Source organism: Marinomonas ushuaiensis DSM 15871, assembly GCF_000521805.1.
In the GTDB taxonomy this organism is placed as follows: Bacteria; Pseudomonadota; Gammaproteobacteria; order Pseudomonadales; family Marinomonadaceae; genus Marinomonas; species Marinomonas ushuaiensis.
This window is the reverse complement of sequence record NZ_JAMB01000009.1, coordinates 45783-63957: the sequence shown is the minus strand read 5'-3', so window position 1 is coordinate 63957 and position 18175 is coordinate 45783. Positions and strand designations below refer to the sequence as shown.

Annotated in this window: 17 protein-coding genes; 8 read left to right on the top strand and 9 right to left on the bottom strand. The window is 43.3% G+C overall.

From position 1 onward, the window contains the following. Positions 1-53 precede the first annotated feature (53 nt). The 8 genes from thiD (at position 54) to MUS1_RS10785 (ending at position 6754) form a co-directional block, all read left to right on the top strand. Entirely contained in the window at positions 54-899 is an 846-nt protein-coding gene (thiD, locus tag MUS1_RS10820; RefSeq protein ID WP_051436226.1) for a bifunctional hydroxymethylpyrimidine kinase/phosphomethylpyrimidine kinase, read from the top strand. Continuing rightward, positions 896-1930 carry a glycine oxidase ThiO gene (thiO, locus tag MUS1_RS10815; protein WP_051436221.1) on the top strand — a complete coding sequence of 345 codons (1035 nt, stop codon included), beginning with the start codon at positions 896-898 and terminating at the stop codon, positions 1928-1930. The genes thiD and thiO overlap by 4 nt, the downstream gene beginning before the upstream one ends. Further along, positions 1927-2127 (top strand): sulfur carrier protein ThiS, encoded by a 201-nt coding sequence (gene thiS / locus MUS1_RS10810; RefSeq protein ID WP_036162388.1) that lies wholly within the window; start codon positions 1927-1929, stop codon positions 2125-2127. Before thiO ends, thiS begins: the two co-directional genes overlap by 4 nt. Beyond that, positions 2127-2933: a thiazole synthase gene (locus MUS1_RS10805; RefSeq protein WP_342665493.1), complete on the top strand. Its 807-nt coding sequence runs from the start codon at positions 2127-2129 to the stop codon at positions 2931-2933. The genes thiS and MUS1_RS10805 overlap by 1 nt, the downstream gene beginning before the upstream one ends. A gap of 1 nt (position 2934) precedes the next feature. Then, a complete protein-coding gene (locus tag MUS1_RS10800) occupies positions 2935-3561 on the top strand; it encodes a thiamine phosphate synthase (protein WP_211236456.1) in 627 nt (208 codons plus the stop codon). Further along, complete coding sequence (locus tag MUS1_RS10795; protein WP_036162386.1) at positions 3558-4526, top strand: HesA/MoeB/ThiF family protein; 969 nt, start codon at positions 3558-3560, stop codon at positions 4524-4526. The genes MUS1_RS10800 and MUS1_RS10795 overlap by 4 nt, the downstream gene beginning before the upstream one ends. 67 nt (positions 4527-4593) lie before the next feature. Then, the gene (gene tenA, locus MUS1_RS10790; RefSeq protein ID WP_036162385.1) at positions 4594-5322 is read left to right on the top strand and encodes a thiaminase II; all 729 of its coding nucleotides are present in this window, start codon (positions 4594-4596) and stop codon (positions 5320-5322) included. Beyond that, entirely contained in the window at positions 5315-6754 is a 1440-nt protein-coding gene (locus MUS1_RS10785; protein WP_036162383.1) for a sodium:solute symporter family transporter, read from the top strand. The genes tenA and MUS1_RS10785 overlap by 8 nt, the downstream gene beginning before the upstream one ends. Before the next feature lie 61 nt (positions 6755-6815). Here MUS1_RS10785 and MUS1_RS10780 read toward each other — a convergent pair whose 3' ends face one another. From MUS1_RS10780 to MUS1_RS10740, 9 genes are all read right to left on the bottom strand, one after another. Continuing rightward, the gene (locus MUS1_RS10780; protein ID WP_036162381.1) at positions 6816-7781 is read right to left on the bottom strand and encodes a D-2-hydroxyacid dehydrogenase family protein; all 966 of its coding nucleotides are present in this window, start codon (positions 7779-7781) and stop codon (positions 6816-6818) included. Positions 7782-7986: 205 nt separating this feature from the next. Further along, on the bottom strand, positions 7987-9162 hold the full coding sequence (gene fadA / locus MUS1_RS10775; RefSeq protein WP_036162379.1) for an acetyl-CoA C-acyltransferase FadA: 1176 nt from the start codon (positions 9160-9162) through the stop codon (positions 7987-7989). A gap of 27 nt (positions 9163-9189) precedes the next feature. After that, entirely contained in the window at positions 9190-11340 is a 2151-nt protein-coding gene (gene fadB, locus MUS1_RS10770; RefSeq protein ID WP_036162378.1) for a fatty acid oxidation complex subunit alpha FadB, read from the bottom strand. Between the two features lie 99 nt (positions 11341-11439). Next, a complete protein-coding gene (locus MUS1_RS10765; protein ID WP_036162375.1) occupies positions 11440-12369 on the bottom strand; it encodes an electron transfer flavoprotein subunit alpha/FixB family protein in 930 nt (309 codons plus the stop codon). Continuing rightward, on the bottom strand, positions 12366-13136 hold the full coding sequence (locus tag MUS1_RS10760; RefSeq protein ID WP_036162373.1) for an electron transfer flavoprotein subunit beta/FixA family protein: 771 nt from the start codon (positions 13134-13136) through the stop codon (positions 12366-12368). Before MUS1_RS10760 ends, MUS1_RS10765 begins: the two co-directional genes overlap by 4 nt. Positions 13137-13341: 205 nt before the next feature. Continuing rightward, complete coding sequence (locus MUS1_RS10755) at positions 13342-14094, bottom strand: enoyl-CoA hydratase-related protein (protein WP_036162371.1); 753 nt, start codon at positions 14092-14094, stop codon at positions 13342-13344. 80 nt (positions 14095-14174) lie between these two features. Then, on the bottom strand, positions 14175-15869 hold the full coding sequence (locus MUS1_RS10750; protein ID WP_051436219.1) for an AMP-binding protein: 1695 nt from the start codon (positions 15867-15869) through the stop codon (positions 14175-14177). Between the two features lie 109 nt (positions 15870-15978). After that, positions 15979-16293: an SCP2 sterol-binding domain-containing protein gene (locus MUS1_RS10745; protein ID WP_036162370.1), complete on the bottom strand. Its 315-nt coding sequence runs from the start codon at positions 16291-16293 to the stop codon at positions 15979-15981. Between the two features lie 54 nt (positions 16294-16347). After that, the gene (locus MUS1_RS10740) at positions 16348-18153 is read right to left on the bottom strand and encodes an acyl-CoA dehydrogenase C-terminal domain-containing protein (RefSeq protein ID WP_036162368.1); all 1806 of its coding nucleotides are present in this window, start codon (positions 18151-18153) and stop codon (positions 16348-16350) included. Positions 18154-18175 lie beyond the last annotated feature (22 nt).

The following is an 18175-nucleotide window of genomic DNA, read 5'->3' as shown; positions in this document are numbered from 1 at the left end:
ATCTTTTCGCGCACTCATTCCCTATGTCGCCTGATAAAAACTGGGTGATATACATGTCTCGTCTTTTAGACAAAACAACCTCAAAAACAACACCAATTGCGTTAACCATTGCCGGTTCTGACAGCGGTGGCGGCGCAGGCATTCAAGCCGATTTAAAAGCTTTTTCTGCTAATGGCGTGTTTGGCGCCAGTGTCATTACTGCTGTAACAGCACAAAACACTCAAGCGGTTACTGCAGTTCACCCTATCCCTATTGATGTTGTGACTGCACAAATTACCGCCGTTCTTGACGACTTAAATGTTCAAGCCATTAAAATCGGTATGCTTTTCTCCAGTGATTTAGTAATCGCTGTGGCAAATGCGTTAAAGAATTTTCAAGGGTTTGTGGTGTTAGATCCTGTAATGATTGCCAAGTCTGGCGATGCACTTTTACAGGAAGAAGCCGTTAATGCGTTAAAATCCGACCTTATTCCCCGAGTCGATCTACTGACACCAAATTATCCCGAAGCAAAGGTCTTGCTGGGGTTATCACCTCACGATGCCTTTGACGATAGCCAATTAACTTCCCACGCTTTCGACCTGTTACAGCTTGGCGCTAAACACGTTTTATTGAAAGGTGGACACGGTGAGAGTGACACTTGCACCGATGTTTTAGTAGGTACTAATTTCGAACCACTTATCCTTCATGCACGACGAATTGCCACTCAAAATACCCACGGCACAGGTTGCACCTATTCTTCCAGCATTGCCGCTTGGTTAGCCAAAGGGGCGAGCATATCCCAAGCCGTTGAGCAATCCCACGATTATTTACACCGTGCAATTGAGTGTGCGGACCAATTAAAAATTGGCTCAGGTCATGGGCCAGTTCATCATTTTCATGCGATGTGGGGACAGAAATGAACGCATTTACAGAACACGTTGTTGTATTAGGCGCTGGCGTGGCGGGTCTTTGTGTTGCGACGGAATTGGTCGCCCGAGGTATTTTCCCTAAAGTGATAGATCGCCAATTGGAGCCAGGTCCTGAGTCTTGCTCTTGGTGGGCTGGCGGAATGCTTGCTCCTTATTGTGAAGTCGAAAGTGCCGAGGAAGCCGTGCTGCATTATGGCAAAAAAGCCGCAACTTGGTGGCAAAAACACACAGATGTGGTTGAGCATCAAGGGTCATTGGTATTGGCTTTAGATCGTGATCAAGCAGATCTAAAACGTTTTGCAAAGCGAACTCAAGCTTATGATGTTTTGGATGCCGATGAAATAACGGAACTTGAGCCTGATTTGTCAGGTCGTTTTTCACGAGGCTTATATTATCGTGAGGAAGCACACTTATCTCCACGGAATGCATTGCGAGCATTGAAAACCAAATTAATACAGCAAGGTGTCACTTTTATAAACCAAAGCGCAGATCCAGACATGTTGGCGAAAGACAGTTTGGTTATTGACTGTCGTGGCATTAAAGCAAAACCTGATCTAGACGGTTTGCGTGGCGTAAAAGGCGAAATGCTCATTTTACGTTGTCCAGAAGTGCAACTCACAAGACCAGTACGTTTACTCCATCCAAGAATCCCCCTTTATATCGTTCCCCGTGGTGATGGCGTTTATATGCTTGGCGCAACCATGGTGGAAAGCAGCGCCAAGAAACACGCTTCAGTGCGCTCCGTGATGGAATTATTAAATGCCGCTTATGCAATAAACCCTGCGTTTGGCGAAGCTGAAATCCTTGAAATTGGTGTAGACAGTCGCCCTGCATTTGCTAACAACCTTCCTCGTATTCGCCGTCAAGGGCAAATTATTCGTGCCAATGGTTTGTACCGCCATGGTTTTTTGCTCGCACCAACCTTGGCAAAAATGGTGGTGGATTATCTCGAACAAGGTATCGAATCTGAATGGTTTGATACCACTAACCTTACTACGACCGAAGAGACTATAAACCTATGAAACATATACAGGTAAATAGCGAGAAAGTGACCGCTAAATCTGAACGTCTTTCTGATCTTTTAATTGAATTAGGTTACGCAGATGCCGTGGTTGCGACCGCGGTAAATGGTGACTTTGTTACTCAAGGTAATCGAGCGAATATCCAGATAAATGATGGCGATCGCATTGAAGTGCTCGCGCCAATGCAAGGGGGCTAATGATGAAAAATTCATTTAATGACAGCTCAGCAAAACGTGATTTTTATGGCGTGCAATTAGAAACCCCTTTCATGTTAGGGACTGCTCAATACCCTTCTCCAGCAATTCTGGCGAAAGCCTTTGAGCAAAGTAAAGCCAGTGTGGCAACGGTATCGTTACGTCGTGAAGCCAGCGGAGACAAAGCCGGACAGGATTTTTGGCGCTTGATTCAACAATTAAATGTTCATGTGTTGCCCAATACAGCGGGTTGCCATACGGTAAAAGAAGCCGTAACCACAGCGCATATGGCTCGGGAAGTGTTTGGAACCTCATGGATTAAGTTGGAAGTCATTGGTGAAGAAGACACATTGCAACCGGACGTATTTGGTTTGGTAGAAGCTGCGCGAATTCTTTCTGAGGATGGCTTTCAAGTATTTCCCTACACCACAGAAGATTTGGTTGTGGCTGACAGATTGGTAAACGCAGGCTGTCGGGTATTGATGCCTTGGGGCGCTCCGATTGGTTCTGGAATGGGCTTAAATAACATCTTTGGTTTGCGGGCATTACGTGCTCATTTCCCTGATATCCCATTAGTTGTTGATGCTGGACTAGGTTTACCAAGTCAAGCAGCGCAAGCCATGGAATTAGGAATGGATGCGGTTTTACTCAATACCGCGGTCTCAAAAGCCGGTGATCCCGCCATGATGGCAGAAGCCTTTGCTAATGCCATTCGAGCAGGACAATTGGCCGTAAAAGCCGACCCAATGGTACCCCGTGATATGGCATCACCTTCTACGCCTATTTTAGGCAAAGCGTTTTTGGATTGAAATGATGATGAAGTTAAGTCGTTTTTACCCTGTTTTTGACAGCAGCGAATGGATCGAACGTTTGGTTCCTCTTGGTATTGAGCTGGTTCAGCTACGTATAAAGGATTGCCAAGAAGAGCATGTGCGAGCAGAAATCAAAAAAGCCAAAGCCCTTTGTGCTCAGCATAATTGTACTTTGGTAATCAATGATTACTGGCAGCTTGCCATCGAACTGGGTTGCGAATGGGTGCATCTTGGACAGGAAGATTTAGATACCGCAGACATAACTAAAATCAAACAAGCTGGATTGAAAATTGGCATCAGTACCCATGATGATGAAGAGTTATTAAGGGCATGTCGCCTAGAACCCGACTACATTGCCCTTGGGCCCGTGTATCCAACCATTTTGAAAAAAATGAAATGGCACCAGCAAGGGCTAGAAAAAGTCACTGAATGGAAAGGAAAACTCGATCAAACACCACTAGTAGCGATTGGTGGCATGTCAGTAGAAAGAGCCGAAGGCGCTTTTTTAGCAGGTGCTGATATCGTCGCTGCGGTCACTGATATCACCTTAAATTCTGATCCAGAAGCACGGATCAAGGAATGGCTAAATGCTTGTAAAAATGTCTCTAACGAGGCAACTGTATGAGTCGTTATCTACGTCAAACATGTTTACCTGAAGTCGGTGAAACGGGACAAACATTGCTGGCATCTGCGCGCATCCTTGTTGTGGGCGCTGGCGGTTTAGGCTGTGCGGCGCTGCCTTATCTTGTTGGTGCTGGCGTTGGTCAGATTACCTTAGTGGATGGCGATGTGGTGTCCCTTTCAAATCTGCATCGACAAGTATTGTATCGAGAAGCGGATGTTGATTTACCCAAAGTAGAATGTGCCAAACGCCATCTTGATGATCTCAATAATAACTGCGTGATCACCACCCACTTTACTACTCTGACACCAAGCAATGTAGATGTTTTCTGCCACGAGATGGATGTCATCTTAGATTGTGCGGATAACTTTGCAGTGAGTTATGTACTGTCAGACTACTGCCATGCTCACAATCTGAAATTGGTGTCAGCATCGGCATTGGGGTTTAAAGGATATATTGGCGGATTTTGTGGCGGTAAGCCGTCTCTAAGAGCCATTTTTCCAGAACTACCACAGCGAGCAGAAAACTGCTCTTCAGCTGGGGTAATGGGACCGATCGTTGGCACGATTGGTTGTCTACAAGCTCAATTTACACTCAATCTATTACTTAATATTGAACCCTCTCCTCTTGGGCAATTAGTGTCCATAGATCTACACAATTTACGACAAAGCGGATTTCGCTTTGATGACGCGCCAGAGCCATCAGAGAATCAACTATTAGGTTTCATAGATACCGATGAAGTGACCTCGCAAGATTGGTTGGTGGATTTACGTAAGATCAATAAACAAGAAGGCGTTCAGTATTTCACTCTGGACGAATTTGACCAGCAACAAGCTCAACCTCACACACATCAGCGAGCTGTGCTTGTCTGTCGTACCGGACTGACCGCATGGCGTGCAGCACGAAAGTTACAAACTTATTGGCAAGGCGAAATAAAGCTTATAGCACTGGGTGACGATCCTCTGTAATGGCTTTTTGACTACTCAATAAAACTCCCTTAAACCTTTATTAACCAGAATAAAGCGAACATAGATTATGACGAATAAAACACCAGATTATGGAAAAACATTTGCACTTATGCGCGAAGGCTGTGCGCCACAATGGCGTGAATATATTGAGCACGATTTTGTAAAAGGCCTACAAGATGGCACTTTGCCACAGGCATCTTTTTTACATTATATGATTCAGGATTATGTTTACCTTGTGCATTATGCTCGCGCTTGGGCATTGGGTGTCGTGAAAGCAGAATCACCAGAAGAAATGAAACTCTGTGCAGCAACGGTAGATTCATTAATTAATCACGAGTTTTCCTTACACATCCAAACCTGTGCAGCTCAAGGGATTGATGAGGCTTCTTTATTTAACGCCAAAGAAGAATTGGAGACCATTGCCTATACCCGTTACGTATTGGACTCAGGCTTACAGGGTGACTTTTTAGACTTGATCTTGGCGCTTGCACCTTGTGCATTTGGCTATGGAGAAATTGGTTTACGCTTAAAAGAAAGCGTTTACGAAGGCCACCCTTATGAGAAATGGATCAACACCTATTGCGGTGAATCCTTCCAAGAGGTTTGTGTTGAAGTGGGTCGATTAGTCGATTTAGCCATTAGATCTCGTATTGGCGACAACCCAACACAAAGCCCTCGTTGGACAAAAATGCAAGAACGCTTTAGCAAAGCAGTTGAACTTGAAGCTGAATTCTGGGGAATGGGGCTTAGAGCTGGTAGTCAAGGAACAGGTAATAAAGGAGCGAAACATGCTTGAATCACAAACCGCGATTCTTTGGCTTGTTCTATTTTCGGCGATCTTTGCTATTGCAGGCTTAGCATTTGCACGTCGCCATCAGGACGGTTTAGAAGATTTCATTGTGGCTCGAAATAGCCAAACGAGCCAAGCCACCTTGTTGACCTTGCTGGCAACCACCATGGGAACATGGGTATTATTTGGCCCAGCCGAATCGGCTACTTGGGGTGGTATTGGCGCTATACTTGGTTATGCACTCGGTGCATTAATCCCTCGTCTGGTGATGATCCCTCTTGGTGTGAGAATTCGTCAACTGATGCCAACAGGCCACACATTAACTGAATTCGTCTATGCACGTTATGGACGCAGTGTTTATGTTGTGGTGCTTTCTATCATGCTGTTTTATCTTTTTATTAGTCTTACTGCAGGGCTTACAGGTATTGCGCAAATGGTTGCACTTTTAGCACCCGTTCCGCTCTGGATAACAGCCTCTATTGTGATGTTATCTACCTTGCTTTACACCTTATACGGTGGATTAAAAGTGACCATTTTTACTGATCGTATTCAAATGTTCGTCATCTTACCTTTTATCCTTCTGATATTAGTTTTGGGTTGGCAAGCAACAGGTGGCATCACACCTGTGATTGAAGGTTTGCAAGAAAAAGCCCCTCACTTACTGAATCCATTTAACAGTACTGGTATGGAAACAGGTGTGACTTTCTTTTTAGCTGTGTGTTTGACTGGCCTATTTTATCAAGGTACATGGCAGCGCATTTTTGCAGCGAAAGACAATAAAGCGATTCGCAACGGTTTCATTTTTAGTGGCCTAATTAGCTTCCCTATCATCTTAGCACTGGGCTTATTTGGTTTGGCTTTTGTTGGTTTATCTGTACCTGGTACAGGTTCCACGGCTTTATTTAGTGTGATGTTAGGCAATGCGCCTTATTGGTTATTGATTGGTATGATTTTCTTTGGTTTGGCGTTAATTATGAGCAGTGCAGATTCTACTATCAGTGGTTTTCATAGCTTATTTATTATTGATTTAAACCGAATTTTACCTAAACTTGAGGAAAGTAAATTGGTTGTGGCGTCTCGCTGGTTGATCATTGTCATTTCTATTCTAGCCTTGATCGTGGCATCGAAAGGCTTCAGTATTTTGTATCTTTTCTTACTTGCTGACCTACTTTGTTGTGCCGCTGCATTTCCTGTGTTTTTTGGTTTTTATAACGCTCGTTATCAAGGCTACCAAGCATTATTAAGCTTGATTGGTGGTTTGGTAGCCGGTTTTTTCTACTTCCCAATGCCGGGTGAACCCATTGCCTTTTTGTTTGAATCCTTTTTATTAGCAACCTTGATTCCTGTAGCGATTTCATTAGCGCTGCTCGTATTACCAAGTAAAAAGATGTTTGATTTCACTCTGATCAGCAAAAAAATAAAAACGCTCAGCAATTAGCCGTTAAGCTGAAAAATATGATCTAAAAAAGTCGACCATAGTGTCGACTTTTTCTTCTTTATTAAACCGCGACTAGATTCTGTGGCTTACCATTGGCAAAAGCTACGACATTCTCAAAGGCGATATTGAAGTAAAGCTCATAACTGCCTTGTTCAACGTAACCGATATGTGGCGTACAGAGTACATTTGGCAAAGATAACAATGGCTCATTATCACGATTAGCCGGTTCTATTTCGAACACATCGACTGCAGCTTGTTTATTTGGGTTTGCAGACATCACTCGATACAAGGCACCTTTCTCGACTAACTCTGCTCGGCTAGTGTTTACAAATAAAACACCGTCTTTCATCTGCTCTAAATCGCTTTGGGTAACACAAGCGTTAGTGGCATCATTGAGTCTCAAATGCAGCGAAATCACGTCAGCGGTTTGAAAGAATTCCTCCTTTGATGCTGCCACTGAAAAGCCATGTTCCTGCGCTAACGCTCTAGAAGCATCTCTTCCCCATACCACTACTTTCATGCCAAAGGCTTTGGCATATTGAGCAATTCGCTGACCAATCTTTCCATATCCCCAAATGCCAAGCACAGAGCCATTTAATACTCGCCCTAAGCCTAACGAACCAGACTGTTGCCATTGATTTTGTGTGAAATGAGAAACATAAGCGGGAATATGTCTGCTTGCAGACATAATCAATCCCCAGCAAAGTTCAGACGGCGCAACAGGCGAGCCAACACCTTCCGCAACAGCAACACCATATTGATGACAAAGCTTAGCATCAATGTGATTACTGATTTTTCCCGTTTGACTAATCAATTTTAAATTAGGCAATCTCGATAATAAGTCTTCAGTAATCACGGTGCGCTCACGAATCAAAATACACACATCAAAATCAATCAGGTTCGTAACTAAATCATCTACTGTCAAAAAGGTTTCATTAAAAACATGTACATCATGACCTTGTAGAAGATGAAAGCATTCAAGGTTTCTTACACAGTTTTGATAATCATCCAATACCGCTATTTTCATGACATGCTCTCCTCAGATAAATGTGTTTTGATCTTTGTGTTGATGTTTATTTCACAGAATTAAAGTCGTGACAATCATCCAACAAGATACTTATTAATACCAGAATAAATGCATAAAAAAGCCCCACTCTAAGGTGGGGCAAAGACAGAGTAAAGTATCATGTTACTTCACAATTGAACGCTTAAAGAAAACGCGATAGATCAGATCACACACGCTCAAAGACAGTAGCAATGCCCTGCCCCATACCAATACACATGGTGGCAAGACCCAACGTCGCGTTTTTGTCACGCATGACATTCAGCAAGGTTGTTGAGATACGAGTACCAGAACAACCCAATGGATGACCAAGGGCAATGGCACCACCGTTTAAGTTGACCTTGTCATCGACTAGGTCAATCAGCTTCAGGTCTTTCAGAACAGGAATAGATTGCGCCGCGAACGCTTCGTTCAATTCAACGATATCGATATCATCAATCGTTAAACCAGCACGTTTCAATGCTTTCTTCGTTGCTGGTACTGGTCCGTAACCCATGATTGCAGGATCACAACCCGCTACGCCCATACTACGAACTTTGGCAATTGGCGTTAAACCTAGCTCTTCTGCTTTTCTTGCCGACATCATCAACATTGCCGATGCACCATCAGACAAAGCTGAAGAAGTACCCGCTGTGACGGTTCCAACTTTCGGCATAAATACCGGTTTCAACGCAGCGAGAGATTCCATTGAGGTTTCTGGACGAATAACTTCATCCACTTCCACAAGGATCTTATTACCTTCTGCATCATGCCCTTCAATCGAAACAAGTTCATTATTGAAGCGCCCTTGCAGTGTTGCTTCATAAGCGAGACGATGTGAACGTACTGCAAATTCATCTTGCGCTTCACGGCTTACACCATGCATTTTGCCGAGCATCTCAGCGGTGACCCCCATCATCATGGACGCTTTTGCCATATGTTTAGATAAAGCTGGATTGACATCAACACCATGCATCATGCCAACATGACCCATGTGCTCGACACCACCCACAACAAAGACATCCCCTTGGCCTGTCATAATGGCTTGAGCTGCTGTATGAATCGCCGACATAGACGAACCACATAAACGGTTAACGGTCTGTGCTGCACAAGTGATTGGCAAACCACCTAACAAGGACACAGCACGAGCCATGTTAAAACCTTGCTCTAGTGTTTGGTTAACACAGCCCCAGATCAAGTCTTCTACGTCTTTTGGGTCTACGTTCGGGTTACGCTTAAACAAGGCTTTAACCAAGCCTGCAGATAAATTCTCTGCACGTACATTACGAAAGACACCGTTTTTCGTTTTACCCATTGGTGAGCGAATTGCGTCGATAATAACGACATCATTTGGATTCAATTTCATGGTAACTCTCCTCTAGCCTATGGGAAATTATGCGCCGTAATAAGTGTAGTTGTTTGTCGCCATGGCACGCATTTTCGCGGTTGGCTCGTACAACTTACCTAAGTGGCTGTATTTGTCTGCAAGATCACAAAATGCCTGCAGTCCCATTTGGTCTAGGTAATGCAAAGCACCACCAAGGTATGGAGGGAAACCAATACCGTAGATCAATCCCATGTCAGCTTCGGCGGCCGATGCCACAATATTTTCTTCTACACAACGAACCGTTTCGATGCAAAGCGGAATCATCATACGTGCAATTATATCGTCTTCACTTAACTCTGTTTGAGACGTTACAACAGGCGCAAGAATCTCATTGATCTCGTCATTGAAAATTTTCTTCGGCTTGCCTCTACGATCCGCTTCATAAGTGTAGAAACCTTTGCCATTTTTCTGACCAAAACGCTCTAGTTCGAATAAACGATCCACTGCATTTTTGCCTTCATGTTTCATACGATCAGGGAAACCTTCCGCCATCACTTGATCCGCATGGAAGGCCGTATCAACACCAACAACGTCTAACAAATAGGCTGGTCCCATTGGCCAACCAAATTTCTCCATGGTTTTATCAACCACTTGGAAATCTGCCCCTTCCTGCATCATCAAAGAGAAGCCTGCAAAATAGGGGAACAAAACACGGTTTACTAAGAAACCAGGACAGTCGTTAACAACAACAGGCGTTTTCCCCATGGCTTGTGCATAGGCAACGGTTTTCGCAATCGCCGCGTCACTAGTTTTTTCGCCACGGATAACTTCAACCAAAGGCATACGATGTACTGGATTAAAGAAATGCATACCACAGAAGTTTTCTGGGCGTTTTAGATCTTTGGCTAATTCTGTAATAGAAATAGTCGAGGTGTTCGATGTCAAAATCGCATCGTCTGTGATTTTACTTTCGACTTCTGCAAGCACTGATTTTTTGATTTTGACGTTTTCAACAACGGCTTCAACAACTAGGTCAACGTGTTCAAACTCGCCATAGCTTAATGCTGGAACAATGCCGTTCATCGCTTTAAAAGCCTTGTCAGTGGTTAAACGACCACGTTCGACTTGACCATTAAACAATTTATTCGCTTCACTCAAGCCAAGCTCTAACGCTTCTGGTCGAATGTCTTTCATAATGATTGGCGTGCCTCGGGAAGCGGACTGATAAGCCACACCACCACCCATAATACCCGCACCCAATACAGCAGCTTGTTTCACTGGCGTTGCGTTTTTCGCGTATTTACCAGCAATTTTCTTAATTTGCTGATCGCTTAGGAATAGATTCACCAAAGATTTGGCAACGGGCCCTTTCGCTAATTTAATAAAGCCTTTGATCTCTGTATCAAGGGCTTTTTCCATGTCTTGGCTTATGCCCTTCTCGATCGTCTTAATCACTAACATTGGCGCAGGGTAATGTTTGCCTGCTTTTGCACCAACGACACCACGAACCGATTCAAAGATCATCATTTTTTCAATAGGAGAAAACACCATTGGCGCACGCAGTTCTGCGCGACGAGCATGGTAATCTAGCTTGCCATCTAACACTTGTTGAATAAGGTGACGAGCTGAGTCATTGACTTTCGTGGCTGGAACAACGGCATCAACTGCACCGTCTTTGAAAGCATCTGCGCTGCGTTTTTGCGCACCACCACAGATCCACTCACAGGCATTATCAGGACCGATCAAACGAGGCAAACGCACACTGCCGCCCCAACCTGGGTAAATACCAAGCTGAGTTTCAGGTAAACCAATTTTTGCCGTATCAGCCATCACTCGGTAATCACAAGCTAAGCACAATTCCATACCGCCACCCAAGGCAATACCGTTAATAGCAGCAACCGTTGGATAAGGTAGGTCAGAAATAGTGTTAAAAATAGCGTGAGCATCACGAAGTTTGTCCGCAAGCTCTTCGTCGTCCAGTTTGAACCAGGTTGTAAATTCCGTAATATCAGCGCCTACAACAAAAACGTCTTTTGCGCTCGAAAAAATCACGCCTTTAATGTCGGCTGTGTGTTTAAGTGCATCAACGGCTTTGGCCAGTTCACCTAATGTGAGGCTATTGAATTTATTAACCGACTCGCCGACCAAATCCAGAGTGACTGTTGCCACACCTGCATCATCGACTGCAACCTTGACTGCTTGTCCTTCGAATATCATGCTGGTCTCCAATTATTTTTATTATGACAATGACGGTCATTCGCTCCGTCATTGTCTAGTGTTTGAAAATTCTGTTATCTATACAAAACAGTCTAAAATCTAAAGACTGTTTTCTAGTTCTGGAACGGCTTCGAATAAATCTGCGACCAAGCCATAATCGGCCACTTGGAAAATAGGCGCATCTTCGTCTTTATTGATAGCGACAATCACTTTTGAATCTTTCATACCAGCTAAATGCTGAATCGCACCGGAAATACCAACAGCGATGTACAAATCTGGTGCAACCGTTTTGCCCGTTTGACCAACTTGTAAATCGTTAGGCACAAAGCCAGCATCGACAGCAGCACGTGAAGCACCAATCGCTGCGCCTAGTTTGTCGGCAACGCCTTCCAATAGTTTGAAGTTGTCACCGTTCCCCATTCCTCGACCACCTGAAATGATCACATTCGCCGCAGTCAGTTCTGGACGATCTGATTCCGCTAGCTGCTCTTTCACAAAACGGCTGCGATCAGAAGCAATGACCTGAGAAAGTACTTCACGTTCGGCACTACCACCTTCTGTCACTGCGGCATCAAATCCAGTTGAACGAATTGTCATCATTTTCACTGCATCGGTTGTTTTTACCGTCGCAATAGCATTACCTGCATAGATTGGTCGAACAAAAGTGTCTGGAGATTCTACTTTGATTACATCAGATAACTGCGCTACGTCTAACAAAGCAGCGACTCGTGGCAAGGTATTTTTACCGGTTGTTGTCGCTGATGCTAAAATGTGACCATAACCACTAGCGATTTCGACCACCAATTTAGAAACGTTTTCTGCCAATTGATGCTCATAAACAGCATTATCCGCTACCATAACCTTAGTAACACCAGCCACCGCTGCCGCTTGCTCAACGACGGTTTGGCATTCAAACCCCGCCACTAGCAAATGAACGTCTGCATCGATTTGTGTTGCTGCGGTTACGGCATTCAATGTCGCAGGTTTCAAAGACTTATTATCATGTTCTGCAATAATTAATACGCTCATGACACCACCTTCGCTTCATTTTTAAGTTTGTCTACCAACTCAGCAACCGAACCAACTTTAATACCACCTGCACGTTGAGGTGGTGGCGTGACAGAAACGATGCTGATGTTAGAACCAATGTCGACACCAAGATCCGCAGGTGTTTTCACATCCAATGGTTTTTTCTTGGCTTTCATTATATTTGGCAAAGAGGCAAAACGAGGCTCATTCAAACGCAAATCTGTCGTCACAACCGCTGGTAAAGTGATTGCCAAGGTTTGTAATCCACCGTCAATTTCACGAGTCACTTTTATTTCATTAGTAGCTTGTGCGTCGCCACTTTCAACAACCACTTCTGATGCAAAGGTTGCTTGTGGGTAATCTAATAATGCCGCGACCATTTGACCGGTTTGGTTATTGTCTGAATCAATGGCTTGTTTACCCATGATGATTAAATCAGGGGCCTCTTCTTGAGCCACTTTCGCCAATAATTTAGCAACAGAAAGAGAATCTAAACCGTCTTCCGTGTCTACTTGAATGGCACGATCTGCACCTAAAGCCAATGCTGTTCGTAATGTTTCATGGCATGTTTTAGAACCAACCGAAACCACAACGACTTCCGATGCCACGCCTTTTTCTTTTAGACGGATAGCTTCTTCTACTGCGATTTCACAGAAAGGATTCATAGACATTTTTACGTTAGTAAGATCGACCGCTGTATGATCGGTTTTGACGCGAACTTTGACGTTGTAGTCAATAACTCGCTTTACGGATACTAGGATTTTCATAAGACCCTCTCTTTTATTATTTTCATACCATCTATAGTAGTTTGGGAATGATTTTCATCAATAACAAAAAAGCCCCAGTTAACTGACAAAAATATTCACAACAACAATTAATACGACAACCTTCGTAAGCTATAAAACAAAAAAAACCGCTACCTTGTATAAAGTAGCGGTTAGATACAAAATCAATTCAACCTAAATAATACGGCTATTTATTACGATTTAAGAAAGCAGAAAAAGCTTGATGAGCTTCAGATGAGCGCAAACGATCTTTAAAATTTTTTCCCTCACGCACTAATGCTGATTGCACATCATCTTTTCCATTGGCTTTCAACAAGCCTTTACTTAAAGCGACGGCCTCCACAGGTAAAGTCGCGATTTTCTCTGCATAACGTAACGCCAGCTGATAGGATTCTCCTTCTTCACACAAGTGATTCACCAAGCCCATTTCATGGGCAGATTGAGCATCTACAAAATCCCCCAACATCAATATTTCAAACGCTTTTTGATGGCCAATTAACTGAGGCAATAAATAACTAGAGGCCGCTTCTGGAACCAAACCTAATTGCACAAAAGGAAATTGTAATCGTGCTTCACGAGATGCCAAGACCATATCACAATGCAACAACATGGTTGCACCAACACCTACGGCTTTTCCTTCCACACCTGCAATTAATGGTTTGGTATAACGGCTTAACACCTGTAAGAAGGTCAAACTCACTGCCATTTTTTCAGGTGCTTGGGCAATTTGTACAAATTCGTTTATGTCATTACCTGAAGAGAAATCACCACCAGCACCATGTATCAAGGTCACCTTAATATCACTGCTACTTTCTGCTCTTTGCAATGCATCTGCCAAAGCCTGATACATATCTAAAGTAATGGCATTTTTTTTATCGACTCTATCTAGGCACAAAACCTGCACACCAGACTCAATTCTTTCAGTAACAAAATCACTCATCACCAATACTCCCCTGACAGAAAATAACGCACTAGAAACCTTTGTAAACCGCTCACGTATAAGCGGTTTACAAGGTAGAGTTAAGCTTGTTCTTCTCGCAAAGCTCGGCGCAACACCTTACCGACATTAGTTTTTGGCAATTCAGTTCTAATTTCAACGTATTTAGGTATTTTATAAGCGGCCAAATGTTCTTTGCAATAAACACGTAACACTTGAATATCCAGTGTTTCGACCTCTGCTTTTAAAACAATGAAAGCTTTTACCGCTTCTCCCGCTTTATCGTCGGCAACGCCAATAGCAGCAGATTCTAAAATATCAGGATGAGACGATAGACAGTCTTCGACTTCTGTTGGGTAGACATTGAAACCAGATACAATGATCATATCTTTAGCACGATCTACAATCTGTAAGTAACCATCTTCATGTTGTACAGCAATATCACCAGTAGTTAAAAAGCCATCTTCTGTCATCACTTCTCGGGTGGCGGCGTCTTGATTCCAATAGCCCTTCATAACCTGTGGTCCACGCACACATAACATGCCTGATTGGCCTTGTGGCAATGCTTGACCATCTCTTCCCTGTATTTTGATGTCGGTTTCAGCAACAGGAAGACCAATAGTTCCAATCTTCTCTTTACCAATTGGATTAAATGACACAACTGGCGATGTCTCCGTTAAACCATAACCTTCAACTACGACGCATCCGGTAACCGCTTGCCACGCTTCTGCAGCAGAATGCGTCAACGGCATACCACCAGAGCAGGTTAACTTAAGACTAGAAAAGTCTAATTCACGAAAATCTTTTCGATTGCATAAACCAACAAATAAGGTATTTAAACCAACAAAACCTGTGAACTTCCACTTTTTTAGCTCCTTAACAAAGCCCGGCAGATCTCTTGGATTAGGAATCAAGACACTATGTCCACCACGCTCTAGCAGGGTTAACCCATGGATCAGAAAAGCATAAATATGATAAAGCGGTAAAGGCGCAATATAGGTTTCTGATCCTTCATCTAAAATCACTTTTAAACGAGAACTCAACTGGAACGTGTTAGAAATCAGGTTGGCATGAGTCAACATAGCGCCTTTTGCTACGCCAGTTGTCCCGCCCGTATATTGCAACACGGCAATTTTCTCAGGCGTCATTTCTACCTTCACAACAGCTTTACCAGCCCCTTTAGCCAACACATCATTTAAGCTCAATGCATTAGGTAAATGGTATTCAGGCACCATTTTTTTCACGTACTTCACAACAGAGTTCACTAACAGTCGTTTAAAGGGTGAATGAAAATCTGCAATTTCGGTGATAATAACGTGTTTAATGGATGTTTTAGCGAGGATTTTTTCAACGTTGTGAGCCATATTAGCAAACACAACTAATGCCTTTACACCTGCATCATTGAACTGATGCTCAAGCTCTTTAGGCGTATATAACGGATTCGTGTTTACAACGATCAAACCTGCTTTCATAGCACCAAAAAGTACGACTGGATACTGAATAACATTAGGTAATTGAATCGCAATTCGATCACCTGGAACTAAGTCTGTTTCGTTTTGGAAATACGCTGCGAACTGATCAGATTTTTCACCTAACTCACGATAAGTTAGTGTTCGCCCCACACTCGTAAAAGCAGGTTTATCATTATATTTTTCAACCGCTAAAGCCAATACATCAATGAGCGATTGGTAACCAGCAGGATTGAGTGACTCAGGTAAATAACTACCCGGTGCTTTCACGGTGCCTACAGTATTATGAGTAGAAGTATCCATAGTCATAAAAAAGCTCCATTTGTTTTTTTTATTTAGGAGAATAAAAGTCAATACAAAAGCTCAACTGTTAAAACGGCAGTTGAGCTTTAAAACAATTTATCGCTGAGCTCAAACCCTACATAGGAAATATTTGAGTCAACTTAGTCGCTAACATAATATCTCCGTCTGCACGGATTTTACCTTGCATGAAAGCAGCCATGCCATCTAATTCACCACTCATTACGTCTTTTAGTGTTTCAAGGTCCATGCTCAGGGTAACCGTTGGATCATCATGCTCACCCTCTCCCATGTCACATTTACCATCAAGAATACTTAAGTGATAGCTGTCAGCATCATCTAAGTCAAATTGAAACACCGCTTCCATATCGTCCGCTTCATCAGCATCAAAACGACCAACCATAGATTCAAATACTGTTTTAGCTTCGCTCATAACCATAACCTCTTTAATCTGTTTAAAATTACATTAATCAATACTTGGATACATTTAAGAATTCAGAAACAAAAAGTTATCTTCATCCATTGATAATAGGTTATCAGCACCTGACAACATCGCTTCAGCGTGCGCTTTCGTACGAGGCAATAAACGCTCATAGTAGAAAGTGGCTGTTTGCAGTTTTGCCGTGTAGAAACCAACTTCGTCCGTGCCTTCCTCTAATTTTGTTTTCGCAACAACGGCCATACGTGCCCAGAAGTATGCCAACACAACGTAACCAGAGAACATGAGGTAATCAACGGATGCTGCGCCAACTTCGTCTTTGTTGCGCATGGCTTTCATTCCCACTTTCATGGTTAAATCGCCCCACTCGCTGTTTACCTTATCTAATGCTGTCACATACGATTTAAAGCGTTTGTCGCCTTTGTGTTCCTTACAAAATTTATGAATAATTTTAGTAAATCGACGCAGAGTAGCACCCTGTGTCATTAAGACTTTACGACCTAATAAATCCAATGCTTGTATGCCTGTTGTGCCTTCATACAACATAGAAATACGGCAATCTCGTACATTCTGCTCCATGCCCCATTCCGCGATAAAGCCATGACCACCAAAAACTTGCAGACCTTGGTTAGCGGATTCAAAACCGGTTTCCGTTAGGAAAGCTTTCGCAATAGGGGTTAATAAAGACATTAATTCATCGGCTTCCGCTTTTTCATCGTCGCTGGCATGCTTCGTTGTATCCACCAGCATTGAACAATAATGAATAAGTGCACGACCACCTTCAGCAAAGGCTTTTTGCGTTAACAACATACGACGAACATCAGGATGAACAATAATAGGATCAGCGGCTTTTTCGGGTGCTTTCGGACCAGATAATGAACGCATTTGCAGACGATCTTTAGCGTAGGCCACTGAATTTTGCAGTGCCCATTCTGCATGAGCAAGACCTTGTAAAGCAGTACCAATACGAGCCGTATTCATAAAGGTAAACATACAATTCAAACCGCGGTTTGGCGGTCCGATCAAAAACCCTTTCGCGCCATCAAAGTTCATCACACAAGTGGCATTACCATGAATGCCCATTTTGTGCTCAATCGAACCACATGACACTTCATTACGTTCCGCTTTTTCACCAGATGCATTAACACTGAATTTTGGCACGATGAAAAGCGAAATACCTTTCGTTCCCGCAGGCGCATCAGGAAGGCGAGCCAAAACGATATGGACAATATTTTCGGCCATGTCATGCTCACCAGCAGAAATAAAGATTTTAGTGCCAGTAATCGCATAGCTGCCATCGTCTTGGGGCTCAGCTTTGGTTTTCAGCATGCCCAAATCCGTACCACAATGCGACTCTGTCAAACACATGGTGCCGGTCCATTCACCTGATACAAGTTTAGTAAGATACGTGTCTTTTTGTTCTTCAGTGCCGTGAATTTCAATGGTGTTCATTGCGCCGTGGCTCAAACCAGGGTACATACCCCAAGACCAGTTTGATGTGGCAATCATTTCTGTCACCATCATACCAAGGGAATCTGGTAACCCCTGTCCACCAACACTTTCAGGATGAGATAGAGATGGCCAACCGCCTTCGACATATTGCTGGTAGGCTTCTTTGAATCCATCAGGAGTCGTTACAACACCGTCTTTAAACTGACAACCTTGCTGGTCACCAATACGGTTTAGAGGAGAAAGTACACGCTCAGCAAATTTAGCGCCTTCTTCTAGAATCGCAGTCACCATGTCTGGCGTCGCATCTTCGGCACCAGGTAGCTTTGCGTAATGCCCATGAATATCTAATACTTCTTCAGTGACAAATTTGATGTCGCGCAGTGGCGCTTTATATTCAGGCATGGCCTATGACCTCTTTATTGTT

Bases quoted from the DNA above. Each gene is read 5' to 3' on its own strand.
- thiD (WP_051436226.1), top strand. From the start codon at position 54: ATGTCTCGTCTTTTAGACAAAACAACCTCAAAAACAACACCAATTGCG.
- thiO (WP_051436221.1), top strand. From the start codon at position 896: ATGAACGCATTTACAGAACACGTTGTTGTATTAGGCGCTGGCGTGGCG.
- thiS (WP_036162388.1), top strand. From the start codon at position 1,927: ATGAAACATATACAGGTAAATAGCGAGAAAGTGACCGCTAAATCTGAA.
- MUS1_RS10805 (WP_342665493.1), top strand. From the start codon at position 2,127: ATGATGAAAAATTCATTTAATGACAGCTCAGCAAAACGTGATTTTTAT.
- MUS1_RS10800 (WP_211236456.1), top strand. From the start codon at position 2,935: ATGATGATGAAGTTAAGTCGTTTTTACCCTGTTTTTGACAGCAGCGAA.
- MUS1_RS10795 (WP_036162386.1), top strand. From the start codon at position 3,558: ATGAGTCGTTATCTACGTCAAACATGTTTACCTGAAGTCGGTGAAACG.
- tenA (WP_036162385.1), top strand. From the start codon at position 4,594: ATGACGAATAAAACACCAGATTATGGAAAAACATTTGCACTTATGCGC.
- MUS1_RS10785 (WP_036162383.1), top strand. From the start codon at position 5,315: ATGCTTGAATCACAAACCGCGATTCTTTGGCTTGTTCTATTTTCGGCG.
- MUS1_RS10780 (WP_036162381.1), bottom strand. From the start codon at position 7,781: ATGAAAATAGCGGTATTGGATGATTATCAAAACTGTGTAAGAAACCTT.
- fadA (WP_036162379.1), bottom strand. From the start codon at position 9,162: ATGAAATTGAATCCAAATGATGTCGTTATTATCGACGCAATTCGCTCA.
- fadB (WP_036162378.1), bottom strand. From the start codon at position 11,340: ATGATATTCGAAGGACAAGCAGTCAAGGTTGCAGTCGATGATGCAGGT.
- MUS1_RS10765 (WP_036162375.1), bottom strand. From the start codon at position 12,369: ATGAGCGTATTAATTATTGCAGAACATGATAATAAGTCTTTGAAACCT.
- MUS1_RS10760 (WP_036162373.1), bottom strand. From the start codon at position 13,136: ATGAAAATCCTAGTATCCGTAAAGCGAGTTATTGACTACAACGTCAAA.
- MUS1_RS10755 (WP_036162371.1), bottom strand. From the start codon at position 14,094: ATGAGTGATTTTGTTACTGAAAGAATTGAGTCTGGTGTGCAGGTTTTG.
- MUS1_RS10750 (WP_051436219.1), bottom strand. From the start codon at position 15,869: ATGACTATGGATACTTCTACTCATAATACTGTAGGCACCGTGAAAGCA.
- MUS1_RS10745 (WP_036162370.1), bottom strand. From the start codon at position 16,293: ATGAGCGAAGCTAAAACAGTATTTGAATCTATGGTTGGTCGTTTTGAT.
- MUS1_RS10740 (WP_036162368.1), bottom strand. From the start codon at position 18,153: ATGCCTGAATATAAAGCGCCACTGCGCGACATCAAATTTGTCACTGAA.